The organism is Streptomyces sp. NBC_01314 (genome assembly GCF_041435215.1).
Classification (GTDB): domain Bacteria; phylum Actinomycetota; class Actinomycetes; order Streptomycetales; family Streptomycetaceae; genus Streptomyces.
The window spans coordinates 3,978,921-3,996,393 of record NZ_CP108394.1 but is presented as its reverse complement, the minus strand read 5'-3'; the positions used below and the strand labels follow the sequence as shown (position 1 = coordinate 3,996,393).

Annotated in this window: 15 protein-coding genes and 2 tRNA genes; 11 read left to right on the top strand and 6 right to left on the bottom strand. The window is 70.1% G+C overall.

Going from position 1 to position 17,473, the window contains the following annotated elements; genetic code table 11:
- The first annotated feature begins 246 nt into the window (after positions 1-246).
- From OG622_RS17445 to OG622_RS17435, 3 genes are read left to right on the top strand one after another with little or no spacing between them, the layout of a single operon-like run.
- The gene (locus tag OG622_RS17445) at positions 247-1,827 is read left to right on the top strand and encodes a TerD family protein (RefSeq protein WP_371577014.1); all 1,581 of its coding nucleotides are present in this window, start codon (positions 247-249) and stop codon (positions 1,825-1,827) included.
- An 8-nt stretch (positions 1,828-1,835) separates the two neighbouring features.
- Positions 1,836-2,513, top strand: a complete 678-nt coding sequence (locus OG622_RS17440) for an AIM24 family protein (protein ID WP_371577012.1) — start codon at positions 1,836-1,838, stop codon at positions 2,511-2,513.
- A 27-nt stretch (positions 2,514-2,540) separates the two neighbouring features.
- Positions 2,541-3,293, top strand: a complete 753-nt coding sequence (locus OG622_RS17435) for an AIM24 family protein (protein ID WP_371577010.1) — start codon at positions 2,541-2,543, stop codon at positions 3,291-3,293.
- A 133-nt stretch (positions 3,294-3,426) separates the two neighbouring features.
- Here the strand turns inward: OG622_RS17435 and OG622_RS17430 are convergent, their stop codons facing one another.
- Positions 3,427-3,942 carry an NUDIX hydrolase gene (locus OG622_RS17430; RefSeq protein ID WP_371577008.1) on the bottom strand — a complete coding sequence of 172 codons (516 nt, stop codon included), beginning with the start codon at positions 3,940-3,942 and terminating at the stop codon, positions 3,427-3,429.
- Complete coding sequence (locus tag OG622_RS17425) at positions 3,939-5,381, bottom strand: zinc-dependent metalloprotease (RefSeq protein WP_371577007.1); 1,443 nt, start codon at positions 5,379-5,381, stop codon at positions 3,939-3,941. Before OG622_RS17425 ends, OG622_RS17430 begins: the two co-directional genes overlap by 4 nt.
- A 190-nt stretch (positions 5,382-5,571) precedes the next feature.
- On the opposite strand from OG622_RS17425, the gene OG622_RS17420 reads away from it, so the two are divergent.
- From OG622_RS17420 to OG622_RS17405, 4 genes are all read left to right on the top strand, one after another.
- Positions 5,572-6,684 (top strand): SDR family oxidoreductase, encoded by a 1,113-nt coding sequence (locus OG622_RS17420; protein WP_371577006.1) that lies wholly within the window; start codon positions 5,572-5,574, stop codon positions 6,682-6,684.
- Between the two features lie 190 nt (positions 6,685-6,874).
- Positions 6,875-7,333 (top strand): molybdenum cofactor biosynthesis protein MoaE, encoded by a 459-nt coding sequence (locus OG622_RS17415; RefSeq protein WP_371577004.1) that lies wholly within the window; start codon positions 6,875-6,877, stop codon positions 7,331-7,333.
- A 187-nt stretch (positions 7,334-7,520) separates the two neighbouring features.
- Complete coding sequence (locus OG622_RS17410; RefSeq protein ID WP_371577002.1) at positions 7,521-7,685, top strand: hypothetical protein; 165 nt, start codon at positions 7,521-7,523, stop codon at positions 7,683-7,685.
- Positions 7,686-7,762: 77 nt separating this feature from the next.
- Positions 7,763-8,860, top strand: coding sequence for a PDZ domain-containing protein (locus OG622_RS17405; RefSeq protein ID WP_371577001.1), 1,098 nt, complete (start codon positions 7,763-7,765; stop codon positions 8,858-8,860).
- Positions 8,861-8,935: 75 nt separating this feature from the next.
- On the opposite strand, the gene OG622_RS17400 is transcribed toward OG622_RS17405, so the two are convergent.
- Complete coding sequence (locus OG622_RS17400; RefSeq protein ID WP_371577000.1) at positions 8,936-9,478, bottom strand: PPA1309 family protein; 543 nt, start codon at positions 9,476-9,478, stop codon at positions 8,936-8,938.
- A 163-nt stretch (positions 9,479-9,641) separates the two neighbouring features.
- Between OG622_RS17400 and OG622_RS17395 the strand changes: the two genes are divergently transcribed.
- The 4 genes from OG622_RS17395 to OG622_RS17380 all read left to right on the top strand — a co-directional run bounded on the left by OG622_RS17395 (position 9,642) and on the right by OG622_RS17380 (position 15,250).
- Positions 9,642-12,575, top strand: a complete 2,934-nt coding sequence (locus tag OG622_RS17395) for a UPF0182 family protein (RefSeq protein ID WP_371584122.1) — start codon at positions 9,642-9,644, stop codon at positions 12,573-12,575.
- A gap of 44 nt (positions 12,576-12,619) precedes the next feature.
- Positions 12,620-12,693 (top strand) — tRNA-Met (locus tag OG622_RS17390).
- 171 nt (positions 12,694-12,864) lie between these two features.
- Positions 12,865-14,850, top strand: coding sequence for a sel1 repeat family protein (locus OG622_RS17385; RefSeq protein ID WP_371576998.1), 1,986 nt, complete (start codon positions 12,865-12,867; stop codon positions 14,848-14,850).
- Between the two features lie 326 nt (positions 14,851-15,176).
- Positions 15,177-15,250, top strand: a tRNA-Met gene (locus tag OG622_RS17380).
- Between the two features lie 147 nt (positions 15,251-15,397).
- On the opposite strand, the gene OG622_RS17375 is transcribed toward OG622_RS17380, so the two are convergent.
- The 3 genes from OG622_RS17375 to hisN all read right to left on the bottom strand — a co-directional run bounded on the left by OG622_RS17375 (position 15,398) and on the right by hisN (position 17,471).
- Positions 15,398-15,814 (bottom strand): Fur family transcriptional regulator, encoded by a 417-nt coding sequence (locus OG622_RS17375; protein WP_371576996.1) that lies wholly within the window; start codon positions 15,812-15,814, stop codon positions 15,398-15,400.
- Positions 15,815-16,046: 232 nt separating this feature from the next.
- On the bottom strand, positions 16,047-16,439 hold the full coding sequence (locus OG622_RS17370; RefSeq protein ID WP_371576994.1) for a cyclic nucleotide-binding/CBS domain-containing protein: 393 nt from the start codon (positions 16,437-16,439) through the stop codon (positions 16,047-16,049).
- Between the two features lie 231 nt (positions 16,440-16,670).
- Positions 16,671-17,471 (bottom strand): histidinol-phosphatase, encoded by an 801-nt coding sequence (gene hisN, locus OG622_RS17365; protein ID WP_371576993.1) that lies wholly within the window; start codon positions 17,469-17,471, stop codon positions 16,671-16,673.
- Positions 17,472-17,473 lie beyond the last annotated feature (2 nt).

Below are 17,473 nucleotides of genomic sequence, written 5' to 3'. Positions count from 1 at the left end.
CGCGGCCGCCCAGCGGCACACGGTTCGCGGCCTGCGCCCTGAAGGCGGGGCCCGGACATCGGCCCGAGAACGACTGATGCGGGACGGGTGTCCCGCGCGCGTGTGTGCGTTTGTGGCGCCCATGACCGAAGTCGCGCTTATGTACCGGCTCTGTACCAGCCTCGTGCGTCCCAGGACTTTGCGGTTAGCCTGGCGCGACGCATTCGCAGGCGCACGCACTTTCGGGATGGGGGACGGTCGTTACGTATGGCCAGGGAATTCCAACGCGGCCACAAGGCCAAGATCAGTGACCTCACCGCGGGTACGGACCTGTACGTAGGTGTACAGATCTCCGGCCCCGGGCTGACCTTCGACATCAGCTGCTTCGGTCTGGACGCCGACGAACGTCTTTCGGACGACCGCTACTTCATCTTCTTCAACCAGCCGAAGTCACCCGAGGAGTCGATCCAGCTCCTGGGTGCCCAGTCGGGTGACACGGAGTCCTTCCGCGTCACTCTCGACAAGATCCCGCCCCGGATCCAGAAGCTGTCCTTCACGGCGACGATCGACGGCAACGGCCAGATGTCGCAGGTCGCACCCGGTTACGTCCGTATCGTCGCGGGTGGCGAGGAGGTGGCCCGGTACCCGTTCGACGGCTCGGAGTTCTCCACCGAGCGTGCCGTGATGCTGGGCGACTTCTACCTGAAGGACGTGTGGCGGTTCGCGGCCGTGGGACAGGGCTTCGACGGCGGCCTCGACGCGCTGCTGAAGAACTTCGGCGGCGAGGTCGCCGAGGAGGAGCCCGCCGCCGCACCGCAGCAGCCGCAGGCCGACGCCTCGCCCGGCTTCGCCCCGCCCGCGTTCGGTGCCCCCGGGGCCCCGGTGCCCGCACCGGCCCCGGCGCCCACGCAGGGATTCGCGCCCCCGGCGCCCTCCCCCTCCGTGCACTCCGCGCCGACCATCGCCGCGCCCCTGCACACGCCGCCCGGTGGCACGGTTCCGCCCCCGGCCGCGCCCCCGCAGGGTGGCCCCTTCACCCCGCCCGGTGCGCCGCCACAGGGTGGGCCCTTCACGCCTCCTGGGGCAGCTCCGCAAGGCGGCCCCTTCTCACCCCCCGGCGCTCCCGGCGCCTTCCCGGGGCAGGCTCAGCCCTTCGGCGGCGGCACGCAGCTCGCTCCGGTGCCGCCGGAGGCGGGGCTGCGGGTCGTTCTGACGAAGTACTCCGAGGCACCCGTCGGAGACCGCTGGACCGAGCAGAACCCGCAGCTGGTGCGGACGACGCTCACCAAGGGCGCCAACATCCTGGCCAAGCAGGGCAGCATGGTCGCCTACCAGGGCGACATCGACTTCGCCCACAAGGGTTCCGGCCTGCTCGGCAAGTTGACGGGCCAGCTGACCGGCCAGGGCATGGCCCTGATGCGCTGCTCCGGAGACGGTGAGGTGTTCCTCGCGGACGAGGGCAGCCACCTCTTCGTCATCCGCCTGGAGAACGAGCAGCTCTACACCAGCGCGCGCGGAGTCCTCGCCTTCGACGAGGCGCTGGACACCGAGATCCGCCGTATCGAGGGCGCGGGCCTGCCCGGCGGCGGCCTGTTCAGCATGCTCTTCTCCGGCACGGGAGCGGTCGTCGTCAAGACGCGCGGCCTTCCCGTCGTCCTGCCGGTCGGCCCGGCCACCTACGTCGACGGCAACGCCGTCATCGCCTGGTCCGCCGGCGCGCAGGCCGTCACCACGACCTCGCTGAGGCTGCGCCGCTCCGGGTACGCCCGACAGACCCAGGAGGCCGTCAACCTCCAGTTCCGCGGTGCTCCCGGCAACTTCGTCGTCGTCCAGCCCTTCGAGGTGTGAGGCAGAGCATGGACCTCCAGACACTCAACGCGCACCGCTCCACCTCCACCGGCGTCCGCATGAGCGTGCACAGCTCCAAGACGCTCAAGGTCACCATGGTCAGCGGTCAGGACCTTCTGGCCAAGGCCGGCTCGATGATCGCGTACGACGGCTACGTACAGTTCGACGGCCCGCCCGCCACGCTGCGGCGCAGCGCGGAGGAGATGGTCAGCGGCGAGGGCGGCAAGCTCATGCTCTGCCGGGGCGACGGGGACCTGTACCTCGCCGACTACGGCGGTGACGTCCTCATCCTCCACCTGAACAACGAGGCGCTGTCCGTCAACGGCCCCACCCTGCTGGCCTGCGACGCCTCGCTCCAGCTCGCCATCGAGCCGGTCAAGGGCCTGGCCAAGCTCTCCGGCTCGGGCCTCACCAACCTCGTGATCCGTGGCACCGGATGGGTCGCCCTGGTCAGCCGGGGCGTGCCGATCTCCCTCGACTGCGCCGAACGGGAGACGTACGTCGACCCGGACGCGCTGATCGCCTGGACCGACGGCCTCGACATGAAGGCCCGCCGCACCATCAAGGCCAGTGCGCTCATCGGCCGGGGCAGCGGCGAGGCTTTCCAGATCGGTTTCAAGGGGCGGGGCTTCGTGGTCGTCCAGCCCAGCGAGGACACCGGCGACCGTTTCAAGATCCGTGGCTGACCGGGGCCGAGAGGAGAACACCACACCATGCACAGCACACTCTTCGCGCACATCCCGGTGAACCACACCGAGCGCTACACACTGCAGAACCCACAGCTGCTCAAGACCGACGTCACCATCGGCAGCAGCCCCGTCCTGGCCCGCCAGGGCGCCATGGTCGCCTTCGAGGGGCAGGTCGACTTCGACAGCCAGTACCGCAACCGCGGCTGGCGCAACGCCGAGCGGATGACCGGCGAGCGGCTCGAACTCATGCGCTGCAAGGGCAACGGGATCGTGTATCTCGCCAACTTCGCGCAGTACCTGCACATCATGGAGGTCGGCAGAGGCATCACCGTCGATTCCTCCGCCGTCCTCGCCTTCGACGGCTCTCTCAACGTCGGCATCGTCGCCGTGGACAGCGCCGTCGAGGTGGCCTCGGCCGGGGCGTACAACCTGGAGCTGTCCGGTGGCGGCAAGGTCGTCCTGATGACCTCGGGTCCCCCGCTGGCTCTGGAAGTGACGCCCGAGAAGAACATCTGCGTCGACTCGGACGCCGTCATCGCCTGGTCCACCTCGCTGCGTACCCAGCTCCAGGCACCGACCTCGACCTCCGCCGTGTGGCGCCGCAGGGGCTCCACCGGTGAGGGTTGGGAGATGCACTTCGGAGGCCAAGGACACGTCCTGGTGCAGCCGAGCGAGCTGCTGCCACCGCAGCACCTGCGTACGTCCGGGGTGCTCGGACAGTTCGGCATGGGCGGCGGCGGCCTGAGCGGAAACTCGCTCGGAGGCAGCCGCAACTGATCAGTGGGCACAGAGGTAAGGGGCGTCCGCCATTGCGGACGCCCCTTACCGCATTCGTCCCCCCGGTGGGGGCCTTCCCACAGCCCGTCGGCAGCACACCGTGAGACCGCGGGCTTCACGCGAAAGAGCGAGGTCAGAGCCTTGCTCGGGTGGCGTCCAGCAGGCGTACCACCGAGTCGTCGGCCACCGTCGCGACCTCGTCGTACGCGAACCAGCGCAGGTCGAGGGACTCATCGCTGATCGCTTCGACGGCGTCGACGGGGGCGAGGGCCGCGTACTGGACGTCGAGGTGCCAGGCGCACGGAGTGTGATGGCGGTCGAGGCGGACCGGGCCGTCCGGCAGGAGCGTCAGACCGGTGATGCCGGACTCCTCCGTGGCCTCGCGGAGGGCGGAGCCCGAGAGGGTGGTGTCCTCGGGCTCGCAGTGGCCACCCATCTGGAGCCACATGTGCAGCTTCCTGTGGAGAGTGAGCAGTACGCGGCCGCGCTCGGGGTCGATCACCAGGCCGCTCGCCGTGATGTGCCCGGCGCCGCACGCCTTCCACATGCCGTCCTGGTGCGCCGCCAGGTGGTCGAGGTACGCCTGGCGCAGCTCGGCCTGGTCCTCGTAGCTCTTCAGTACGAGGACCGTGTCGTCGTGCAGGCTCACTCGGTGTCGTCGTCCTTTTTCGTGGGGTCCGGCGTCGGATCGGTCTTCTTGAGGTTCGGCTTCTCGGTGGAGCCGCCCGCGGCCTCGCCGAGCATTTTGTCCAGCTCGGAGAAGTCCAGTTGCTCGCGGTGGACGAAGCCGTCCGGGTCGTCCAGGTCCGACGCGGTCGGCAGCATGTCGGGATGGGCCCACAGGGCGTCGCGACCATCGACACCGCGCGCGTCCGTGAGGGACGCCCACAGGCGGGAGGCGTCGCGCAGACGGCGGGGGCGCAGCTCCAGGCCGATCAGAGTCGCGAAGGTCTGCTCGGCCGGGCCGCCCGTGGCGCGGCGACGGCGCAGCGTCTCGCGCAGCGCGTCCGCGGACGCGAGGCGCGGTTTCGCGGCGGCGTGCACCACCGCGTCCACCCAGCCCTCCACCAGCGCCAGGGCGGTCTCCAGACGGGCCAGGGCGGCCTTCTGCGCCGGAGTGTCCTCAGGCTGGAACATGCCCTGCTGGAGCGCCTGCTGCAGCTCCTCCGGGTTCTGCGGGTCGAACTGGCCGACCACGTCCTCCAGCTTGGCCGTGTCGACCTTGATCCCGCGCGCGTAGCCCTCGACCGCGCCGAACAGGTGCGAGCGCAGCCAGGGCACATGGGCGAAGAGGCGCTGGTGGGCGGCCTCGCGCAGGGCCAGGTAGAGCCGCACCTCGTCCTTGCCGATGCCCAGGTCCTTGCCGAACGCCTCCATGTTCAGCGGCAGCAGCGCGGCCTTGCCGGCCGGGCCGAGCGGCAGGCCGACGTCGGTGGAGCCGACGACCTCGCCCGCGAGCACGCCCACGGCCTGCCCGATCTGCTGGCCGAACATGGCGCCGCCCATCGACTTCATCATGCCGATCAGCGGGCCGGCCATGGCCTGCATCTCCTCCGGCAGGATGTCGCCCATGGCGCCGCCGACCCGCTCGGCCACCGGGTCGACGAGTTCCTTCCAGGCGGGCAGGGTGGCTTCCACCCACTCCGCGCGGCTCCACGCCACGGCGGAGCCCGCGCCGGACGGCAGGGACGTCACGTCGTCGAGCCACAGGTCGGCCAGGCGGACGGCCTCCTCGACGGCGGTGCGCTCCGCGGGGCCGATGCTCACGTCCTTCGTGCCGTCGGCGGTCCCCTGGGAGACCGTCTGGCGGGCGATCTGCTTGGCCATGTCCCAGTTCACCGGGCCGCCCTCGTACGAGAGCATCTGACCCAACTGTTGGAAGGCGGCGCCCAGGTCGTTGGGGTTCATGGAACCGAACATCGCGGCGAACGGATTGTCGGCCCCGGGGCCGCCGGCTCCGGGGAACCCGAAGCCGAACGGGTTGGCCGGTCCCTGACCACCACCGCTCTCCTGGTCCTTCTTCTTGCCCTCGTCGCCGTCGTCCGGCTCCTCCGGCGGAAGGCCGAATCCGAATGGGGTGTCACTCACGGGATTCCTCGGCTGATAGGGCCATCGGTTTTCTCCGACGGCACGGCTGCCCGAACACCACCCAGCGTAGACACCACGGCGGGTTAAGGCCTCGGTGCGCCGCCGACCGAAGGCCTGCGGCAGGATGGATGCCACCTGGTACGTACGCGTCACCCGCGTTCGTACTGAAGACAACCGCTGGAGACGCCCGGTGAGTTCCCCAGATCCACAGGTTCGCGCAGCGCGAAACCACTCAACCACTCCCGCCGCGCGCGGGCCCGTCGTCGCGGTCACCGGTGCCGCGTCCGGCGTAGGAGCGCTGCTCACCGAGCGGCTCGCCGAGTCCGACGAGATCCGGCAGGTCATCGCCATCGACGAGCGGCGCGGCGAGTGCGCGGCCGCCACGTGGCACATCCTGGACGTGCGGGACCCGGCGATCGCCGAGAAGCTGCGCGGGGCGGACGTCGTGGTGCACCTCGCCGTCGACCTCGACCTGGGCACGGACTCGGCGGCACGCAGCGCGTACAACGTGCGCGGCACGCAGACCGTGCTCACGGCTGCCGCCGCGGCCGGGGTGCACCGGGTCGTGCTGTGCACCTCGGCGATGGTCTACGGGGCGCTGCCCGACAACGAGCTGCCGCTCTCGGAGGACGCCGAGCTGCGGGCGACCGCCGAGGCCACCGGGGTCGGTGACCTGCTGGAGATCGAGCGGCTCGCGCGCCGGGCGCCACGCGCCCATCCGGGCCTCAATGTCACCGTCGTACGCCCGGCGACCCTCGTCGGAGGGACGGACACGGCGCTGACCAGGTACTTCGAGTCGCCTCGGCTGCTGGTGGTGGCCGGGTCGCGGCCCGCCTGGCAGTTCTGTCACGTCGAGGATCTGTGCGGTGCGCTGGAGTACGCCGTGCTGGAGAAGGTCGACGGGGAACTGGCCGTCGGGTGCGAGGGGTGGCTGGAGCAGGAGGAGGTCGAGGAGCTCAGTGGGATCCGGCGCATGGAGCTGCCTTCCGCGGTCGCTCTCGGGGCCGCTGCCCGGCTCCACCGGATCGGGTTGACGCCGTCGCCCGCCGGGGATCTGGCGTACACGATGTATCCGTGGGTCGTGAGCGGGAGCCGCCTGCACGACGCCGGGTGGCGGCCGCTGTGGACGAACGAGGAAGTGCTCGCGGAGCTGCTGGAGGAGGTCGCCGGACGGCACACCGTGGCCGGGCGGCGGCTGGGGCGCAAGGACGCGACCGCCGCGGGTGCCGCGGGAGCCACGGTCGCGCTGCTGGGTACGGCGGCGCTGGTGCGGCGCGCCCGGAAGGCTCGGGGGCGGCGCTGAGCGGCGCGTCCCTTGCTGGGTGGGACGGGGTTTCGCCTACCGGCGCCGACTGGGTGCCGCTGCGCCCACCCTCCCCCACTCTCGGCTTCGCTCGAGCGGGAGGTGCCCCCACCGCCCCAGCGGCCCGACTGCCCGCGGCTACGACAGGCGGATTTCAACGTCCCGCCGCCGGGTGGGGCACGATGGGGGTATGGCTGTGAATGATGATCATCCTGGTGAGCAGGGGGCCGAGGAGCCCGTCAAGCTGATCGGGATTCGAGAGACGGCGCTCTCCGTCGATGAGGTGCTCCAAGCGGTCGGGGACGACGCGGCCGGGGGGACCGCCCTGTTCGTGGGGACCGTGCGGAACCACGACGGGGGAGCCGATGTCGACGAGCTCGGCTATTCGTGTCACCCGACGGCCGAGGCCGAGATGCGGCGGATCGCGGAAAAGGTGGTCGCCGACTATCCGGTGCGGGCGCTCGCGGCCGTGCACCGGGTGGGAAACCTGAAGGTCGGGGACCTGGCCGTGGTGGTCGCCGTGTCATGTCCGCACCGGGGTGAGGCCTTCGAGGCGTGCCGCAAACTGATCGACGATCTGAAGCACGAAGCGCCCATCTGGAAGCATCAGAAGTTCTCCGACGGCACCGATGAATGGGTCGGTGCGTAGCGCCGTCGGTGAGGGGTGGTGGTCGGGCGACGGGAGGGCGGGTGGGAGCCTGCTGAAGCCGTGACCGGAATGCGCCCGTGCGCGTTCCGGTTGCGTATCCCGTCTCCCGGCGCGAGCGTTGACGGAGCGGACGGATAATCTGCTGATCGGTCAGTTGTGGTTGTTTGATAGGGGTTGGGAGGCCGGCATGGCGGCGCTCGCCTGGTTGCTGATTCCGCTTGTGGCCGCGATCGGTGCCGGACTGTGGGGCGGCTGGGTCAGCCGGAACCGCAGGAGCATCGAGGACGGCACCGAGCTCGCGGGTTACTCGCGCTTCCGCGAGGCCATGGAGCGGTCCCACTCCGGCGGCTAGCGGGCGGCCAGGGGCCCCCGGCCCCGGACGGACGGCCCCGACAGTGCACCGACAGGCCTGTCCCGTACTGTCGTTCCATGCCACGCCGCACCGCGACGATGCTCGCTTCCACCCTGATGCTGATCGCGCTCCTGTGCGCGGGTGTGATCATTCCCGTGCCCTATTCGGAGCTGTCGCCGGGGCCGACGGTGAACACACTCGGGGAGCACGACGGCGAGCCGGTGCTGCAGATCTCCGGGCGCAAGACGTACGCGACGACCGGCCACCTCAACATGACCACCGTCCGCGTCACCAGCGCCGACTACCGGATGAACCTCGTCGAGGCCGTGTACGGCTGGCTGGCACACGACAACAAGGTCGTGCCGCACGACACGCTGTACCCGGACGGCAAGACCGAGGAGCAGTCGACCCAGGAGAACGCCGAGGAGTTCAGCCAGTCCCAGGAGAGCGCCAAGGTCGCGGCCCTGGAAGAGCTGGACATCCCGGTGAAGTCCTGGGTGATCGTCTCCACCGTCCTCAAGGACTCCCCGGCCGAGGGCAAGCTGCACGCCGGTGACGTGATCAAGTCCGTCGACGGTACGGCGATCAAGGCGCCCGAGGACGTCGCGAAGCTGGTCACCAAGCACAAGCCGGGCGAGGACGTCGACTTCGTCATCGTGCCCGCCAAGGCGCAGGCCGCCGCCGAGAAGGCGAACAGGACGGCGACCGAGACCGAGAAGGTCACGATCACCACGGCCAAGTCCGACGACACGGGCGAGGAGCGGGCGATCGTCGGCATCTCCGCCGGAACCGACCACACGTTCCCGTTCACCATCGACATCAAGCTCGCCGACGTCGGCGGCCCGAGTGCCGGACTGATGTTCGCCCTCGGCATCTACGACAAGCTCACGCCGGGCAAGCTCACGGGCGGCAAGTTCGTCGCCGGCACCGGCACGATCGACGACGAGGGCAAGGTCGGGCCCATCGGCGGCATCGAGATGAAGACGGTCGGCGCGCGGAACAAGGGCGCCGAGTACTTCCTGACGCCCAAGGACAACTGCGCCGCGGCCGCCAAGGACACCCCCGACGGACTCACCCTCGTCAAGGTGGGCACCATCGAGGACGCGCTCGGCGCCCTGGAGGACATCCGCTCCGGCGACACCGCCGACCTGTCGAAGTGCACCACCAAGGGCTGACGGGGACGGACGTGTACGCGCGCGTGGGGGCGCTCCCGAGGACCGGGGCGCCCCCACCGCCGTACAGCCGCAGGATCAGTCCACGAAGGTCGCGGACAGGGCCTCCGCCAGGCCCGGTACCAGTTCGGGGCCGGTGAGGACCTCGGTCGGGGTGTCCTTCTCGCGCAGGCGCACGGCCGCGTCGCGAGAGCCGTCACGGAGGACGGCGACCGTCATACGGACCTCCTGGCGGTCCGGGTGGGAGGCGACCCACTGGGCGAGGCGGGCCCCGTCGAGGTTCTCGGGGACGGACGCCTCGGCGGACGGCGGCAGCATCAGCCGCTCCACGGTCAGCGCGCAGCCGACCACCGCGTCGGGCCAGGCGATGGTGCCGAGGAACTCGTCCAGGGCTTTGCCTGCGGGGATCTCGTCCTGCTCGATCGGGGTGAGACCGACGGTCTCGGACTCGTTCTGCAGGCCTAGCTGGGCCGCGAGGGCGGGTTCCTGGGACCGCAGACGCGCGGTATCCACTAGGGCGAAGAGGCGAGCGGGCTGGTCCCAGCCGAGGCCCGAGGTGTACTCGTCGATCTCGAGCACGGCCCGGGTGAGGGGGTTCGCTGCCATGGGAGTGTTGGACATGGTCACAATCCTGCCTCGTTCGTTCCCCGAAGCGGGAACCGAGTAAAGCGTGAGTAAGTTGCATAGGTGAGGCCCCTGCGATCACGGGGCCCGCTGGAGGGTCCGTAGACGCGGGCCTGACGTATCGACAGCGAACTTCGAGGTGCGCACCTTGGCTTTCCAGATGCCGGACCGCGGCGGAGGCCCGACGGGGCCGAGGATCAGAGTGGGCCGACCGTCCCGACGTGTCCGGACGCTGCTCATGACGTTGGGCGTCCTTGCCGTCCTCGGCATGGCGTTCGTCATGTTCGCGGGATTCTGGACGGACTGGCTCTGGTACCGGTCGGTGAAGTATTCGTCCGTCTTCACCACCACACTCTGGACGAAGATCGGGCTCTTCTTCGTCTTCGGTGTGCTCATGTCGGCCTCGGTCGGCTTCAACATCTGGCTGGCGCACCGGCTGCGGCCACCGCTGAGCGCCATGTCGATGGAGCAGCAGAGCCTCGACAGATACCGCATGGGCATCGCGCCCTACAAGAAGTGGCTGCTCCTCGGGATCACCTCCCTGGTGGGCCTCATCGCCGGCGCCTCCGCCTCCGGGCAGTGGCGCACGTGGCTGATGTGGGTCAACGGAGTGTCGTTCGGCCAGAAGGACCCCCAGTTCGACCTGGACGTCTCCTTCTACGCCTTCGATCTGCCCTGGTACCGCTTCCTGCTCGGCTTCGGCTTCGCCGCAGCGGTGCTCTCGGTGATCGCCGCAGCGCTCACGCACTACCTGTACGGCGGCCTCAGGGTCACCTCCCCGGGCGCGCGTGCCACAGCCGCGGCCACCGGGCATCTGTCGGTGCTCCTCGGTATCTTCGTCGCCCTGAAGGCGGTCGCGTACTGGCTCGACCGGTACGGGCTCGCGGTGAAGTCCAGTGACTTCAAGGCGACGGGCAACTGGACGGGCCTCAGGTACGTCGACGCGAACGCGTATCTGCCGGCCAAGACGATCCTGTTCTGCATCGCCGTCATCTGCGCGCTGCTGTTCTTCGCCACCATCTGGCGGCGCACCTGGCAGCTGCCCGTCATCGGCTTCGGCCTGATGGTGCTCTCCGCGATCCTCATCGGCGGGCTGTACCCGGCGATCGTCCAGAAGTTCCAGGTCCAGCCGAACGAGCAGGCCAAGGAAGCGCCGTACGTCGAGAAGAACCTGTCGGCGACCCGGCAGGCCTACGGCATCGACGGGACCGAGGTCGAGGAGTACTCGGGTGTGAGCGAGACGACGGACAAGGCCAAGCTCCGCGCGGACGCGGACACCACGGCCAGCATCCGCATGCTCGACCCGAACATCGTCTCGCCGACGTTCCAGCAGCTCCAGCAGATGAGGAACTACTACGCGTTCCCCACGAACCTGGACGTCGACCGCTACAGCGGTGAGGACGGCGCGGAGCAGGACACGGTCATCGGTCTGCGCGAGCTGAACCTGGCCGGCATCCCGAAGAACAACTGGATCAACGACCACTTCCGCTACACCCACGGCTACGGTGTGGTCGCCGCCAAGGGCACCGAGGCCACCTCAGGCGGCCGCCCGGTGTTCACGGAGTCCGACCTGCCGTCCAAGGGCGACCTCGGCAAGTACCAGCAGCGGGTCTACTACGGCGAGAAGACCACCCAGTACTCGATCGTCGGCGGGCCCCAGGACGAGATCGACTACTCCGACGACAGCGGTGAGAAGACCACCAGCTACAAGGGCAACAGCGGGATCAACCTCTCCAGCCCGGTCAACCGGGCCGCCTACGCGGTGGCGTTCAACGAGCCGCAGATCCTCTACTCCGGAGCCATCGGCGAGGGTTCGCGGATCCTGTACAACCGCACGCCCAAGGAGCGAGTCGAGGCGGTCGCCCCCTGGCTGACCATCGACGGTGACGCCTACCCGGCCGTCGTCGACGGCAAGATCCAGTGGATCGTCGACGCGTACACCACCACCAACGGCTACCCGTACGCCTCCCGCACCACCCTGGGCGACACGACAGCCGACTCGCTGACCGCGGACAACAGCCAGCGCGCGGTGGTGGCCCAGCAGAACCAGGTCAACTACATCCGCAACTCGGTGAAGGCGACCGTCGACGCGTACACCGGCGAGGTCAAGCTCTTCCAGTGGGACACCCAGGACCCGGTCCTGAAGACCTGGATGAAGGCCTTCCCGGGCACGGTGGAGCCGAAGGAGGACATCTCCGACTCGCTCCTGGCCCATCTGCGGTACCCGCAGGACCTGTTCAAGGTCCAGCGCGAGTTGCTGACCCGCTACCACGTGAAGGACGCCGAGACGTTCCTCAGCGGCAGCGAGGTGTGGCAGGTCCCGGACGACCCGACCAACACGTCGGGCAACGCGGTGCCGCCGTACTACCTGAGCATGAAGCTGCCGGGCCAGACGGCACAGGCGTTCTCGCTGACCACGACGCTCACACCGAACGGCCGGGACAACCTCAGCGCCTTCGTGTCGGTCAACGCCGAGGCGGGCACCAAGGACTACGGCAAGATCAGAATTCTGAAACTGCCGACCAGCGAACCGATCGACGGACCCAAACAGGTCCAGAGCCAGTTCAACTCCGAACAGGACATCGCCGAGACCATCAGCCTCCTCAAGAGAGGTGACTCGCAGGTCGAGTACGGCAACCTCCTGACGGTCCCGCTCGACGGTGGACTGCTCTACGTGGAGCCCGTCTACGTGCGAGGCGGCGGACTCAAGTACCCGCTGCTGCGCAAGGTCCTGGTCACCTACGGCGGCAACACCGCCTTCGAGGACACCCTCGACGCGGCGCTCAACAAGGTGTTCGAGACCGAGGGTCCGCCCACCGAACCACCGGTGGACGACGGCGACGAGGGCACCGACGAGCCGCCGAAGTCCGGCGATCCGACGGTCCAACAGGCCCTGGGGGAAGCCCAGAAGGCGTTCGAAGAGGGCCAGCAGGCGCTCAAGGACAGCGACTGGGAGGCGTACGGCCGGGCCCAACAGGACCTGGAGGACGCGCTGAAGCGGGCCGAGGACGCGCAGTCCAAGGCCGACGGGACCGGCGGCAGCGGCAGTGAGGACAGCGACAAGAGCGGCGACGGAGGCTCCGGAAGCGACTGATGCAAAGCTCCACTCCGCACCGTGGTACGGTTTGAACACAACGGCGCGGGGTGGAGCAGCTCGGTAGCTCGCTGGGCTCATAACCCAGAGGTCGCAGGTTCAAATCCTGTCCCCGCTACTGAAGTCGAAGGCCCGGATCCTCTAAAGGATCCGGGCCTTCGACGTGTTGTCTGGGATGGCGGAGAAATCTGTGTTTGACTTGTCGCTCTGTGGGCATGTCGACAAAACGCTGTAGTGACCTCAATGGCTGCGGTATACCAGGTGTACCCAGGTTGCAGGTGGTGCGACGATGGACGTTATGGGGGACAAGGCAACTCTGTTGGAGACAGGGCGGTTTGCGCAGCCTGCCGACTTTGTGCTGCCCGCCGAGTCCGTTTCGTCGGCCGAGTCCGTGCAGGCGGTGGACGAGGACGAGACGGGGGACGCCGTAGAGGAGGCGCGTCAGCGGCTCGCCGCCGAAGCCGGCGACGCCGAGGCGATGAGCGTCCTCGGAGCCATGCTGCTGCGCCGGGGCGACCTCGACGGAGCCGAGCCCTATCTGCGGGGCGCCACCGCCGCCGGGGACCGGGCGGCCGCCAACAACCTGGGTGTCCTGCTGCATCAGCGCGGGTACGCCGACGACGCCGCCGGCTGGTGGCGGATCGCGGCCGTCGCCGGTTCCGCCGCGGCCGCGCACGCGCTCGGCCGGCATCACCGCGAGCGCGGTGACGAACCGGCCGCCGAGTACTGGCTGCGCCAGTCCGCCGAGCAGGGGCACGCACTGGGCGCGTACGCCCTCGCCGACCTGCTGGAGCACCGCGGCGACGCCGCTGCCGAGCGATGGATGCGGGTCGCCGCTGAGCGAGGCCACCGCGAGGCCGCGTACCGGCTCGCGAGGGCGCTCGGCCGGCTCGCCGAGCAGGAGGAGCGCGCGGCCGTGCGCGAGGGGCGCAAGATCGCTCGCGCGGCGCTCGAGATCGAGAGCGCGGGCCGTCAGCCCGCCCGCGAGGGCCGTCCCGTCCTACGGGGAGGCCGTGCCGCCGTGCGGACGGGGGAGCCCGGTGTCGACAACGGTGTCGGGGGGGCCGCCGCGGAGGAGGCCGAGCAGTGGTACCGCCAGGCCGCCGCACGCGGCCACCGGCGTGCCGCTCTGCACCTCGGGGCGATCCTGGAGCGACGCGGAGAGCTCAAGGAGGCCGGGCGCTGGTACCTGACCTCCGCCAAGGACGGCGAGCCGCGCGCCGCGTGCGCGCTCGGGTTCCTGCTCCGGGACGCGGGCGACACCGAGAGCGCGGCCGTGTGGTGGCTGCGGGCCGCCCAGGACGGCGACGGCAACGCGGCGAACGCGCTGGGCGCGCTGCACGCCGAGCGCGGCGAGACGCAGACCGCCGAGCGGTGGTACCGGGCCGCGATGGACGCCGGTGACGTCAACGGGGCGTACAACCTCGGGCTGCTCTGCGCCGAGCAGGGGCGGACCGCTCAGGCCGAGCAGTGGTACCGGCGGGCGGCGTACGCCGGGCATCGGGAGGCGGCGAACGCGCTGGCCATCCTGTTGCTGCAGGTCGGTGACGCGTCCGGGGCCGAGCCGTGGTTCTCCAAGGCCGCGGAGGCCGGCAGCGTGGACGCCGCCTTCAACCTGGGCATCCTGTTCGCCGGGCGGGGCAACGACGTGAAGGCGCTCGTCTGGTACGAGCGGGCGGCTGCCGCCGGGCACACCGAGGCGGCGCTCCAGGTCGCCATCGCGCGGCTGCGGGACGGCGACGAGCGGGCCGCCGAGCGGCATCTTCGGCGTGCCGCCGGTGGGGGCAGCGCGGAGGCCGCGTACCGGCTGGCCGCGGTGCTCGACGCGCGTCGGCCGCCCGCGCCCGCGCATGAGCTGGGGGAGCCGGTGCGGGAGAAGAACGAGTGCGAGGAGTGGTACGAGAGGGCCGCGTCGCAGGGGCATCGGCGGGCGCAGGTACGGGTCGGGATGCTGGCCGCGGGGCGGGGGGACGTCGTGGAGGCCGCTCGGTGGTACCGGGTCGCGGCGGAGTCCGGGTCGCGGAACGGGGCGTTCAATCTGGGGCTCCTGCTCGCCCGTGAGGGAAGTGAGCCGGAGGCCGCGTTGTGGTGGGCCCGGGCCGCCGACGCGGGGCACGGGCGGGCGGCTTTGCGGCTTGCTCTCGTCTACGCGCGTCGGGGGGAGCTGGTGGAGGGCAAGCGGTGGGCCGATCGGGCCGTCGCGCTCGGGCCGGCGGAGGTCGCGGAGCGGGCGGCGCGGCTGCGGGATGCGCTGCGGGACGAGCTGTCGGCGTAAGGGTTTCGGGCGGCCGTTGGTTGTGCTCCAGCGGTGCGGGGCCCGGAGGCGCGAGGGTGCCCGGTACTGGGGCTGGGCGGGGGTGGTCTCGCTCACCGGCGCTTGCCGGGTGCCGCCGTGCCCACTCGGGCCGCCCCGGCGGCACGATTGCCCGCAGGGACGACGAGCAGGCTGGGGTGGGCCGGGACGGGCCGGCTGGGGGCGGGTGGGCTCGCGGGAGGTGGCTGTCCGCAGGGGTGAGAGTTGGGCGCGTGTCCGCCGCGGTCGGGTGGCTCCTCACGGATTTGCGCTGGTCGGTGGCCGTCACGTAGTGTTCAGTTTGTCGACGCGGGGTGGAGCAGCTCGGTAGCTCGCTGGGCTCATAACCCAGAGGTCGCAGGTTCAAATCCTGTCCCCGCTACTGAAGACCTAGGGCCCGGAACCGATCAGGTTCCGGGCCCTAGGTGTGTCGTGTGTCGCTGTGGCGATGTATCGGTCGGTTGTCATGACGGGCAGCGAGAAGCCCCCGGTGGTTCTGTCGCCGGGGGCTTTGTCGTGTGCCGTGGGGCTAGGTCGTCGTGCAGGTCGGGCAGAGGCCTCGGTAGGTGACCTCCACGTCCGAGACGGTGAAGCCGAAGCGCTCGGAGGTGGGGAGGTCGGCGAGAGGGTTCCCGGTGGGGTGGACGTCCCGGATCGTTCCGCACCGGGCGCAGACCAGATGGTGGTGCGGGCGGTGCGCGTTGGGGTCGTACCGCTTGGCCCGCTTGTCCGTGGCGACCTCGAGCACCTCACCGAGGATGACCAGTTCACCCAGGGTGTTGTAGACGGTCGCCCGGGAGATCTCGGGCAGCTTGGCGACAGCGCGCGTGTGCACCTCGTCGGCCGTCAGATGGACGTGTTCGCCGTCGAGGACCTCGGCCACGACGCGTCGCTGCGCGGTCATGCGCCATCCGCGTCCGCGCAGCCGCTCCAGAAGGTCGCTCATACCGGTCAGCCTAACAGCATGAGAGAACAGTTTCCGAACAGGTTTGACTTTGGAGCTTGGCTTGACTTGGATTTAGTCCAATGTAGGATCGAGCGCGATTGCGAAGGCTTCGGCAAGCGCCTGGAGGCCGCCGTCCAGGCCTTGTGCGGCCGACCGGGGTTGGACCGCTTGTCGTTGGGGACGGGCCGGGATCTCGTTCGAGGTCCCGGCCCGTTCGTGCGTCCGGGGTCGACTAGGCCGTCGCGTGCTGTCTGGCCGGGGCCCAGCAGCGGATGATGTCGCGGACCGAGACGATGCCTATGGGGGCACCCTCGTCGAGGACGATCAGGTGGCGGAAGCCGCCGTGGGTCATGGCGCGGGCCGCTTCCTCCAGGGTCCAGGACGGCGTGGCGAACACGACGTCGGTGGTGGTGTGGGCGTGGGCCCGCTCGGCGTCGGGGCTCTGGCCCAGGCCGACGGAGTTGAGGACGTCGCGTTCGGTCAGTATCCCGAGTCCGCCGGCGTCCGGGTCGAGGACCACGGCCGCGCCGATCCGACGGGCCGACATCAGGGCGGCGGCCTGCCGGAGGGTGTGATCGGGGCCGATGGTGAGGACCACGGTGCTCATGGCGTCGCGGACGAGCATGGAGTTCAGCCACCTCCTAGGGCACCCCGGTGACGGCGAGTTCAGGCCCGGCGCCGGAGGCGCCAATTGAGCACTGCACAAGTTCACAAGCGGGGGACTCTCAATGTGGCAGGTAAAGCGGAGGTCAACAAGAGGGCGTGCGTGGTCAGTTCGGGGCGCCCCGGGATCACTCCGAAGCCCCGTACGCATCGGAAGGGGACGTGAGGAGGCGGAAGTAGACGGCGGGGCCGGTCAGTAGCGGTGGTTCAGGTAACCCAGCAACTCGTCGTGGAGCAGGCCGTTCGAGGCTGCCGCGTTGCCGCTGTGCGGGCCGGGGCGGCCGTCGAGACCGGTGAAACTGCCGCCCGACTCGGTGACGATGATCGCGTTGGCGGCCATGTCCCAGAGGGAGAGCTCGGGTTCGGCGCAGATGTCCACCGCGCCCTCGGCGACCAGCATGTACGGCCAGAAGTCGCCGTACGCGCGCGTGCGCCACACCTCGCGGGTCAGGTCCAGGAAGCCGTTGAGGCTGCCGCGCTCCTCCCAGCCGTTGAGGGAGGAGTACGCGAAGGAGGCGTCCGACAGCTCGGAGACGCCGGAGACGCGCAGGCGGGAGGCCGAGCTGAGGCTGCGGCCGGTGAAGGCACCGTGGCCCTTGGCGGCCCACCAGCGGCGGCCCAGAGCGGGGGCGGAGACGACACCGACGACGGGCTGGTAGCCGCCCTCGGCCGCCTCCATCAGGGAGATCAGGGTGGCCCAGACGGGGACGCCACGGACGTAGTTCTTGGTGCCGTCGATCGGGTCGATCACCCAGCGGCGGGGGCCGGTGCCGGCGAGGCCGAACTCCTCGCCGAGGATCGCGTCTCGGGGGCGGGCGCGCTGGAGTTGGCCGCGGATGAGTTCCTCGGTGGCCTTGTCGGCCTCTGTCACCGGCGTCATGTCCGGCTTCGTCTCGACCTTCAGGTCGAGGGCCTTGAAGCGGGCCATGGTGGTCGCGTCGGCGGCGTCCGCGAGGACGTGGGCGAAGCGGAGGTCGTCGAGGTAGTCGGCCATGT